This window comes from Mesorhizobium sp. BHscii (assembly GCF_053848065.1).
In genome coordinates, this window is sequence record NZ_JBSPKW010000011.1 from 191,686 (window position 1) to 200,830 (window position 9,145).

At 60.7% G+C, this 9,145-nt stretch carries 7 protein-coding genes and 1 pseudogene; 6 read left to right on the plus strand and 2 right to left on the minus strand.

Translation table 11 applies throughout. The features are described 5' to 3' along the window. Positions 1-2 precede the first annotated feature (2 nt). The 3 genes from ACWTU7_RS17385 to ACWTU7_RS17395 all read left to right on the plus strand — a co-directional run bounded on the left by ACWTU7_RS17385 (position 3) and on the right by ACWTU7_RS17395 (position 2,867). Positions 3-1,001 (plus strand): ABC transporter permease, encoded by a 999-nt coding sequence (locus ACWTU7_RS17385; RefSeq protein WP_065006533.1) that lies wholly within the window; start codon positions 3-5, stop codon positions 999-1,001. Continuing rightward, positions 998-2,179: an ABC transporter permease gene (locus ACWTU7_RS17390; RefSeq protein WP_455839182.1), complete on the plus strand. Its 1,182-nt coding sequence runs from the start codon at positions 998-1,000 to the stop codon at positions 2,177-2,179. The genes ACWTU7_RS17385 and ACWTU7_RS17390 overlap by 4 nt, the downstream gene beginning before the upstream one ends. 208 nt (positions 2,180-2,387) lie before the next feature. After that, positions 2,388-2,867: a class I SAM-dependent methyltransferase gene (locus ACWTU7_RS17395; protein ID WP_095520012.1), complete on the plus strand. Its 480-nt coding sequence runs from the start codon at positions 2,388-2,390 to the stop codon at positions 2,865-2,867. Between the two features lie 36 nt (positions 2,868-2,903). Here the strand turns inward: ACWTU7_RS17395 and ACWTU7_RS17400 are convergent. Beyond that, positions 2,904-4,304 (minus strand): annotated as a pseudogene (locus ACWTU7_RS17400) (DUF5939 domain-containing protein). A 205-nt stretch (positions 4,305-4,509) separates the two neighbouring features. On the opposite strand from ACWTU7_RS17400, the gene ACWTU7_RS17405 reads away from it, so the two are divergent. From ACWTU7_RS17405 to ACWTU7_RS17415, 3 genes are all read left to right on the plus strand, one after another. Then, positions 4,510-5,334 carry a hypothetical protein gene (locus ACWTU7_RS17405; RefSeq protein ID WP_455839181.1) on the plus strand — a complete coding sequence of 275 codons (825 nt, stop codon included), beginning with the start codon at positions 4,510-4,512 and terminating at the stop codon, positions 5,332-5,334. A 75-nt stretch (positions 5,335-5,409) separates the two neighbouring features. After that, positions 5,410-5,934 carry a GNAT family N-acetyltransferase gene (locus ACWTU7_RS17410; protein WP_455839180.1) on the plus strand — a complete coding sequence of 175 codons (525 nt, stop codon included), beginning with the start codon at positions 5,410-5,412 and terminating at the stop codon, positions 5,932-5,934. A gap of 200 nt (positions 5,935-6,134) precedes the next feature. After that, the gene (locus tag ACWTU7_RS17415; protein WP_455839179.1) at positions 6,135-7,520 is read left to right on the plus strand and encodes a hypothetical protein; all 1,386 of its coding nucleotides are present in this window, start codon (positions 6,135-6,137) and stop codon (positions 7,518-7,520) included. 205 nt (positions 7,521-7,725) lie between these two features. Here the strand turns inward: ACWTU7_RS17415 and ACWTU7_RS17420 are convergent. Continuing rightward, positions 7,726-9,145, minus strand: a 1,420-nt coding sequence (locus tag ACWTU7_RS17420; protein WP_455846528.1) for a tetratricopeptide repeat protein, incomplete at its 5' end; no start/stop codon positions are given.

Here is a 9,145-nt window from a genome sequence, read left to right on the forward strand (position 1 = left end):
GCGTGCTTCGATATCTTGTCTGGCGCATCGCCGTAATGGTTCCAACGCTGCTGGTCATATCGGCACTGGTGTTCACGATCATCGAACTTCCACCAGGCGACTATTTCGACAGCCATGTTGCCGAGCTTCGGGCTCTGGGCGAAGCGGTGGATTCCGATCGCATCGAGATGATGCGCAAGGACTATGGTTTCGACCAGCCACCGGTCATTCGCTACTTCTACTGGGTCGGCGGGATGCTACGCGGCGATTTCGGCTATTCCTTCGAATATGAGATGCCGGTTCGCGACGTCGTCGGGGACCGAATGTGGCTGACCGTGCTGGTTTCCTTCGTCACGATCATCTTCACCTGGCTCATCGCCTTTCCGATCGGCATGTACTCCGCCACGCATCAATACAGCTGGGGCGACTACGGCCTGACTTTCTTCGGCCTTCTCGGCATTGCCATTCCGAACTTCATGCTGGCGCTGATCCTGATGTATTTCGCCAACATCTGGTTCGGCACATCCATCGGCCATCTCATGGACCAGCAATATCTCGGCGAGCCGATGAGCTGGGCCAAGGCGAAGTCGATCCTCGCCCATCTCTGGATTCCGGTCTTGATCATCGGCACCGGGGGCACGGCAAGCATGATCAGGCGGCTGCGCGCCAATCTACTCGACGAACTACACAAGCAATATGTCGTGACCGCGCGCGCCAAAGGACTTCATCCGTTCAAGGCGCTGGTCAAATATCCGCTGCGCATGGCGCTCAATTTCTTCATTTCCGACATAGGCTCTATCCTGCCGGCTATCATTTCCGGCGCCGAAATCACGGCGATCGTGCTGTCTTTGGAAACGACCGGGCCGATGCTGATCAAGGCGCTGCAAAGCCAGGACATGTATCTGGCAGGGTCCTTCCTGATGTTTCTCGCCTTCCTGACGGTCATCGGTGTCCTGATTTCCGACCTGGCGCTGGCGCTGCTTGATCCACGAATTCGTTTGCAGGGCGGCAGCACCAAATGAACACGCTTTCGCCGCTGCCCGCTCCAGGTGCTCCACTGCAACACTACGTTTCCATCGCGCCCATTGACCTGCAGTCGGTCGAGGCGATGACGCCGGAGCAGTCGAAGGTCTTTCAGGCGTCGCAGTTGCGGCTGATGTGGTGGAAATTCCGAAAGCACCGGCTTGCCGTTATATCCGGCATATTCCTGGCAGTGCTTTATTTCGGGATACTGATCTGCGAGTTCCTGGCGCCCTACGATCTGCACACACGCAACATGGACTACATCTACTCGCCGCCGCAGCGGGTGCACCTGTTCCACAACGGCCAGTTCGTTGGGCCGTTCGTCTATGGCCGCCAGATGACGCTGGATATGGACACGCTCAAGCGGAACTACATCGAGAAACAGGATGATGTTCAGCGGATCCGTTTCTTCTGCAAGGGCGACAGTTACCGGTTCTGGGGCCTGATCGAAGGTGACAGGCATTTTGTCTGCCCTGCCGAAAACGGCCAGCTCTTTCTGGCCGGCACTGACAGGCTGGGGCGCGATGTGCTCTCGCGCATCATCTATGGCGCACGCATTTCACTGACAATCGGCCTCGTCGGCATCAGTTTCAGCTTCCTGCTCGGCATTGTGATCGGCGGACTGGCCGGCTATCACGGCGGTATCTTCGACCTGATCGTTCAACGGGTAATCGAAGTTCTGCAATCGATCCCCAGCATTCCGCTATGGCTGGCTCTTGCTGCGATCATGCCGATAACCTGGAGTCCGATCCTGATCTATTTCGGCATCACCGTCATTCTCGGGCTGCTCGACTGGACTGGACTGGCGCGGGCCGTGCGTTCAAAGCTTCTAGCCTTGCGCGAGGAGGATTACGTTCTGGCCGCGCAATTGATGGGCGCCAAAAGCAGCCGCATTATCGGGCGGCATCTCATTCCCGGCTTCATGTCGCATCTGATCGCGACGGCGACGATCTCCATACCCGGCATGATCCTGGGCGAGACGGCGCTGAGCTTCCTCGGGCTCGGCCTGAGGGCGCCGATAACCAGCTGGGGCATCCTGCTCACCGAGGCGCGCAGCGTCAGCGTCATCGCGTTCTATCCATGGCTGCTTTTGCCGATGCTCCCCGTCATTCTCGTCATCTTGGCGTTCAACTTCCTCGGCGACGGGCTGCGGGACGCCGCAGACCCCTACAAGTGAGATCGCTTTTCCGCCGCCGGGCCACCGACTCCACCCGGTATGATCCTTGTCGGCAGCCTGTTCGGTTATTGCAGTGTTCATCGTTCGCTTCTATATGTGGCGAGACGCGATCGGGGTTTAACACGTCGCCCTCGGGTTTCACCCGTGAACCGTTCTGGTCGGGGGCATTGCCGATCTCTTGAGCTGGTTTCAGGACACACAAACGCATATGACTCGCCTCGAGAATTTCATCAGCAGGATGACCGCACAGCGCGACATTCTCGATCAAGTTTGCCCCGAGGTGGCGAAAATGGAAGGGCTGGTGCTCGAGCTCGGTCTCGGCAATGGCCGGACGTTCCACCATCTGCGCGAGCGCCTGCCCGGACGCCGGATCGTGGTGTTCGACCGCGAACTTGGCGCACACGCCAGCTCAATTCCCGAAGCTGAAGACCTCGTGCTCGGCGAAATACGCGAGACGGCGAGCAGGTTCATTGGCATCGACGCGGCTCTTGTTCATGCCGACATCGGCACCGGCTATGATGATCGCGATGCAGTGACCTCTACCTGGCTTCCCGATCTGATTGCGCGCCTGCTTCGCGTGGGTGGCATAGCGGTCAGCGGCACGCCGCTCGATCACCCGCTGTTGCAACGCCTCCCGCCACCGCCTTCGGTGCCCGCCGATCGTTATTTTGTCTGCAGGCGCGTGTGAGGGGCTAGACGACCCAAATCTTCAGCGGCCAAATCTTTAGGGGATCGTATACACTGCGATCTCCCGCTCAATGCCGCGCAGCGAGACCTCGTGGGGCACGGGCGTCAGCGCGTTCCTGTGCAACAGATCGGCGGTGAGATTGTCGTCGACCACCGCACGAGTGGCGAAGATCGCCTGTGCGTTGGCAAGGTTCTGGACCCGCGAAGCAATGTTGACCGTCTGGCCGAAATAGTCCTGCCGCTCGTTCATAGACACCGCGATGGAGGGGCCGGCATGGACTCCGGTCTTGAGCAGCAGATCCTCGCGCCCGCTCTTGTCGTTGAGCGCACGCATGGCATCGCGCATCCTGAGGGCCGCAGCAATCGCACGATCAGGCGTCGCGAAGGTCGCCATCACTGCATCACCGATCGTCTTCACCACCGCGCCTGCCTCCGCCGCGACGATCTCGTGCAGAACCTGGAAATGGACGCGCACGAGATCGAAGGCTGAAAGGTCGCCCACCCGCTCGTAAAGCTCGGTCGATCCGCGCAGGTCGGTGAACAGGAAGGTCAGGCTGGTGATCTTCAGGCGCTGGTCGATGTCGAGTGTATCCGTGCGATAGAGGTCGCGGAACGTCTGGTTGGTGAGCAGGCGCTTGGCCGTCAGGAACGGCCGGCGTTTGCCCAGGAAATCATGCAATACCTGGCCGGCGATGAAGACCGTCGGCGGCACGCGGGTGTCGGTCCTGTTTTCCAGCGAAATGCGCAACGGGCCGGGTTGCATCTCCAGCGTCTGGTTCTGGACATGGTCGCGGTCGAAGACCAAAGAGAGGCTTCGGCGCTCTTTTGTTGGTTCGCCCTTCCCGTCGATGAACTGCGCTGAATGGGTGACCGGCTCGAAGACGATGATGAATTCGGACGGAAGCTCTATGGGCAGAACCGCCTTTTCACCGGGGGCAAGCTCGATATCCTCCAGCGAGAACGCTTCCATCTTTTTCGCGAAATCCTCTTCCGGCAGATCGACGCCGGACCCCCAGTAGATCTGGCGGAAATATTCAGTTCGTGTGGATTGTGGGGCGGCCATCCTGCGCACGCGGGGACTGACGGTGAATGTCACCTCGACCATGTCGTCGAGGGTCGGCAAATAGCCCTCGGAGCACAGCGCGCAGGTGTATTCGTCCTTCTGCAGGGTTTTCAGCGTGGCGTTGATGTCGAGGCCACAGCCGGGGCACAGAACATTCCAGGAAATGTCGAAGATGCCCAGCCGCGCTGCATGGAGAAAGGCGCTTATGGCGCGTTCCTCGTCGAGGCCATGCTTGCTGGCGAAGGCTGGCCCATTGATGCGGCAAAGTTCGCGGTCCTTGCCCTCCGCGATGGTTCACTTGATCGCGTCGATTGCCTGTGGATCGACATCGGTCGATTGCCGCAGAAGCGAGAACAGATCCTGCGATTCGTTCATCGTGCAGGCTCCGGAAAATGCGCCCCCGAGGCGTCTTGGCCGGACCGGTCTTTGGTCCGAGTGCTCCATCTCAATTCGAAACGGACCGTACGGCCATTCGAATGGCCAAGCCTGGTGACAGTTCAACTTCCATTCGGCGGATTTTCACCGACCGCAAGCGGCACTATGATGGTCCATGGGGCATTCATCGTTGGGGCTTTCTCCCATGCCGACATCCAACAACCCGCTATTTCCCGCGGCCCTGCGCCTTTTCTCTGGGGCGGTCATCATCGTCCTGATCGTAGGCGCCGGCCTGTTTTTCGCGCCTGTGCTGGTCAAGCCGCGCTGGCCTTGGGCCGTCACGCCGTTCAATGCCCGCTTCCTCGGCGGCTTCTACACCGCCGAAATGGTCGTGATGGCGGCGCTGCTGGTCTGGAATCGCTGGTCGCCCGGCAGACTCGTGCTCGTCATGGCCTTCATCTTCACCGTCATCGTGTCGGTGGCCTCGTTCATCAATCTCGGCTATTTCAACTTCGAGCGCAAAGCGCCCTGGCTCTGGTTTTTGGTCTATCTTGCTTCGGTCGCGGTATCCTGGCTGTTCCTGTGGCGGGCCAGGGCCCGTCCTTCTGCAAAAGGCGTGACCTTGAATCCCGCATGGCGAGGCTACATGCCGGTGGAATCGGCGATCCTTGGGCTCTATGGCGTCGGCCTGTTGCTGTTTCCCCTGACATTCGGCAGCATCTGGCCATGGCGGATCGATGCCTTCCACGCTCAGGTCTACAGCGCCATCTTCCTCGCCGGTGCGGGCGGCATATATCTCGTCTGGAGAAGCGCGCCGCGCGAGGAACTGCTGGTGCTCGGCTTGGCGCAGTTCCTGATTGGCCTGCTTGCCATCCTTGGCATCGTCATCACCGACGCTGCGGTGCACCGGATCGACTGGACGGCGACCGGGACATTGTGCTGGCTCACCCTTTTCGGCTGGATCGGCGTCAGCGGCGTCTTCAAACTCTACGCCGCCTCCCGGTATTTTAGCTCGCAATCGGCATCATAGGTTGCAGAGGTGGCTGGATTTTCAGGTGACGTCCGGTGCATCGTGCCGGGTCGATTGCCATCGCCGGAAAACGCCATGACCAGCACGACCTCGCCATCCTCCGAGAAAATCCAGCCGCAGCTCCGGTCCGTCCGGCCAAGCGATGCGGAGGCGCTTTGCGCTATCTTCAACATGCCGGGCTTCCGCTGGGGCACGCTAAGGATGCCCTTCGAGATGGTGGAGCAGGTGGAGCGGCGCATCGCCAAGTCCGGCCAGGAAACCACTTGGATCGTTGCCGAGTTGGACGGCAAGGTCGTCGGCCATGGCAGCCTGGTCGTGCAGAGTTCGCCGCGCCGTTCGCATATCGGCGAGATCAATATCGGCCTTGACGATGCGTTTGTCGGCAAGGGTATCGGCTCTGCCATACTTGGCGCGCTGCTTGACGTGGCCGACAACTGGCGCGCCCTGAAGCGGGTCGAATTGACCGTCTTTGCCGACAACGAACCGGCCGTCCGTCTCTACACAAGCCACGGCTTCGAGGTCGAAGGCCGGCATGTGAAGGCCGGTTTTACCGATGGGCAGTACCACGACCTCCTGACCATGGCCCGGCTGCGGTTCTGAGAGCCGCTGTTTGGCCTTAACTGTTTAACAATTCGTGCCGAGTCGGCGACAGCGATTGCTCATGGAGAACTCCGTTGAATACGGTCAATTTCGTCTCACACCATCTTGATCGAGTTGACAATCTATGTGTGGCTATGTGTGGGCCGGCCGCAAGTCTGGTCTCCCTTGGCGTTTGCACCGCAAGCGGCTAGACGGGACCAATGACCGCCGTCTTTGACCCAACCACTACGCCTCCGGTGGAAATTCTGGCCGTGCTGTCGCTGCTCTGCCCGGAAGTCGCGCGTGACATCGAGCAGAACTGGAATGCACCAGTTTCCGATTACGCCCGCCATCTGTGGCGGCCGGTGGCAAGGCCTGCATCGGCCCCGGCGATCGCTGCCCGCTCGATCCTGCGCGAAGTCCTGCATCAGCGCCTTGGTGCGATCATGCAGCCTGAAGAGATCGGCAAGGCCCTCGACGAGTTCGAGTACAGACCGGTGATTCAGTCCGGCCTGCACTGCCTGCTTCTGATGGACCGGACCACCTTCGATGCCCTCCTGCTTGCCTGGCTCGGCGCGGTCGAAAACGGGCTGTCGGCCTTCTTCGGCTTCATGGGAACGACGATGACCATGGAGACAATTGGCCGGGAGGGGCCGGGATGGCTCGATGTCGGAGACGACAAGATCAACCTGTTTGGCATGGGGCGCCACAAACTGTGCCGCAAAAGCGCCTGCGTGGCCGGTCCCGTCACCCTCAACAAGCGCGCGCTCGAAGCGGTGGGCAACGAAACGGATGCCAGCCGCTGGCTGGGCACACTGCTTGCCAGCCAGGACAAGGTTTTTGGAACCGCCGCCGATGCGCTGACAGCCCTCAACGAGGATCTGGTCGCCGATTGGGATCGTTCCGGCATGGCCCTGCCGGTTTTCATCGACGATCGGCTCGCCGCGGCTGCCATGGCGCGGCATCTTGAATATGACGGCAGCCTTCTTTCCAGGCTGCTCATTGAGCCCGCAAGGCGCCAGCGTCTCGAACGTGCCTTGCAAGAGGCCGCATCGAGCCCATTTGGCACATTCCTGCCCAATGCCACGGCCTATTTCTGGGGCATCCGCGAGGAGCGCGTGCGAAAGCTCGTCCTCGAGAACGGGCACCTGATCGAGCCTGACAGGCCGCATGGTCTTTCCATCCCGTTCGAGCGGCAGCATCTCAAGCAGGCGCTGCTGGACGGCGTGCTGCTGCCGAACTTGTTCCTGATGTTCCTCGTCCTTGCCATATTGCCGCGCGTGCGGGTTGTGGGCGGCCTGAGACAGATTGGCTATGTAGCGCTTTTCCACTCGATCCTGCTGGCTGTGCTGGACGAAAGCGCGCCGGAAGAGCGCGATCTGGCTGCGGAGCTGCAGGTTCGGGAAAATGCCTGGGGCATGCGGGTCATCGATGAAAAGATCTCGGTCCGCGAGCAGCTTGCCGGCCTGCCGGAAGGGGCGCTCTTCCCGGACCTGCTCCGGCAATACCGTCTGCGGACATTTGCCGAGACGACCGACGACCTGAAGCTGGTTCGCGAAAACGCCCGATGGCGCAAGATCGGCCAGGCAGAGATCAAGGCGACCTGAGCCTCACTTCAGGCCTAATTTCAGGTTGATTTTCTAGAGCGGTTCACGTTTCACGGAAACGCAGAACCGCTCTATCTCTTTGACGCAATTCCTGACGGAAAATAGGTGCGCACTTTTCCTGGAATTGCTCTAGTGCGCAACCGCAAGCGACGGCGATCTATCGGTGAGCCTCTGGCGTCTGATCCGGCCGCATAGGCCACACCTGTCATTGCACGACACCGGCCTTGCGGAGCCCATCCACCACGTGTTCGAAATCGGCAGGGTTCTTGTAGGGCAAGACTTTGCGACGGTATTCCAGCGAATAGTCGGGATTGACGCGAAGCACCTCCTGCCATGCCGCGCGGGCCTCGGCGAAACGGCCCAGATGGCCGTAGCTGGCGGCCAGAAGCGCGCGCGAGACGTCGGTGACAGCGTTGCGAGCCAGCCGTTGCATCAAGAGGTCAACGGCCTCTTCGTACCTTCCTAGCTGAAACGAGGCCAAAGCTTGGAAGTGCAGAAGCACATCCGGAAAGTATGGATTCAAAGCCTTCCCCCGGCCGAAACTCTCGAGGGCTTCCTCGGATCTGCCCGAATAGTACAGCGCCTCGCCGAGGGCGACGTGCCCTTCAGCGAAGTTCGGATTGAGGACTATCGCGCGCTCGGCCTCATTGATGGCCCCATCGTGCCGTCGTGAGTACAGCTTGACGATAGCCAGCGCCCAGTGCGCCCAGGGATCGCTGCCATCCAGCGTTACCGCTCGCGTTGCGACCTCTTCCGCTTGCGCCATCGATTCTGGCGGCGACGCACTCCACCTGTTCAGGTAATCGAGTCCGTGCGTGAGGGCGAGGAACGCGTGGGCAGAGGCAAACATCGGGTCCAGTTCGATGGCACGTTGCAAGAGGTTGCGGGCTGCGATGTTCGTCTCCTTCGTCAGCCGGTGCCACAGCTCCCGGCCCCGCAGGAAACAGTCATATGCCTCCGTGTTGCGCGGGTGCTCGGGCGCCAGCCGCTGACGATCACCCTCAGTCAGATTGAGCGCCAGCGCATCGACGATCTGCTGCGTCACGTCGTCCTGCACGGCGAATATGTCGGTCAGGTCGCGATCGAACCGCTCCGCCCAAAGATGGCCGCCCGAGGTTGCATCGATGAGCTGCGCGGTGATGCGTACCCGGTTCCCCGACTTGCGTACGCTGCCCTCAAGTACATGCCGCACGCCGAGCTTCGTGCCCACCTCCTGCACATGGACGTTCTGGCCCTTGAAAGTGAACGACGAATTGCGTGCTATGACGAAGAGCTGCGACAGTTTGGACAGCGCCGTGATGATATCTTCAGAGATGCCGTCGGCGAAGTAGTCTTGTTCGGCGTCACCGCTCATGTTGGCGAACGGCAAGACGGCGATCGACAGCTTTGGCGGCGCTGCCGCCGGCCGGCTCGGCGCGGTTTCCCTTGTCGCGGCCGCCTTGGTCCCGGCGCTGCCGACTTGCAGGGAATAGACCCGGATCGGCTCGGCGATGTTCTTGAGCTGTGTAATGCCGAGATCGCTGACCGAGAGGTCGAGCCTCGCCTTGACCTGGCGATAGGCATCCTCGGACAGGCAGATGGCGCCGGGCGCCGCGACGCCCTCCAGACGCGAGGCGATGTTGACG

Coding starts and splice junctions, on each gene's coding strand:
- ACWTU7_RS17415 (WP_455839179.1), top strand. CDS start 6,135: ATGACCGCCGTCTTTGACCCAACCACTACGCCTCCGGTGGAAATTCTG.
- ACWTU7_RS17390 (WP_455839182.1), top strand. CDS start 998: ATGAACACGCTTTCGCCGCTGCCCGCTCCAGGTGCTCCACTGCAACAC.
- ACWTU7_RS17395 (WP_095520012.1), top strand. CDS start 2,388: ATGACTCGCCTCGAGAATTTCATCAGCAGGATGACCGCACAGCGCGAC.
- ACWTU7_RS17405 (WP_455839181.1), top strand. CDS start 4,510: ATGCCGACATCCAACAACCCGCTATTTCCCGCGGCCCTGCGCCTTTTC.
- ACWTU7_RS17410 (WP_455839180.1), top strand. CDS start 5,410: ATGACCAGCACGACCTCGCCATCCTCCGAGAAAATCCAGCCGCAGCTC.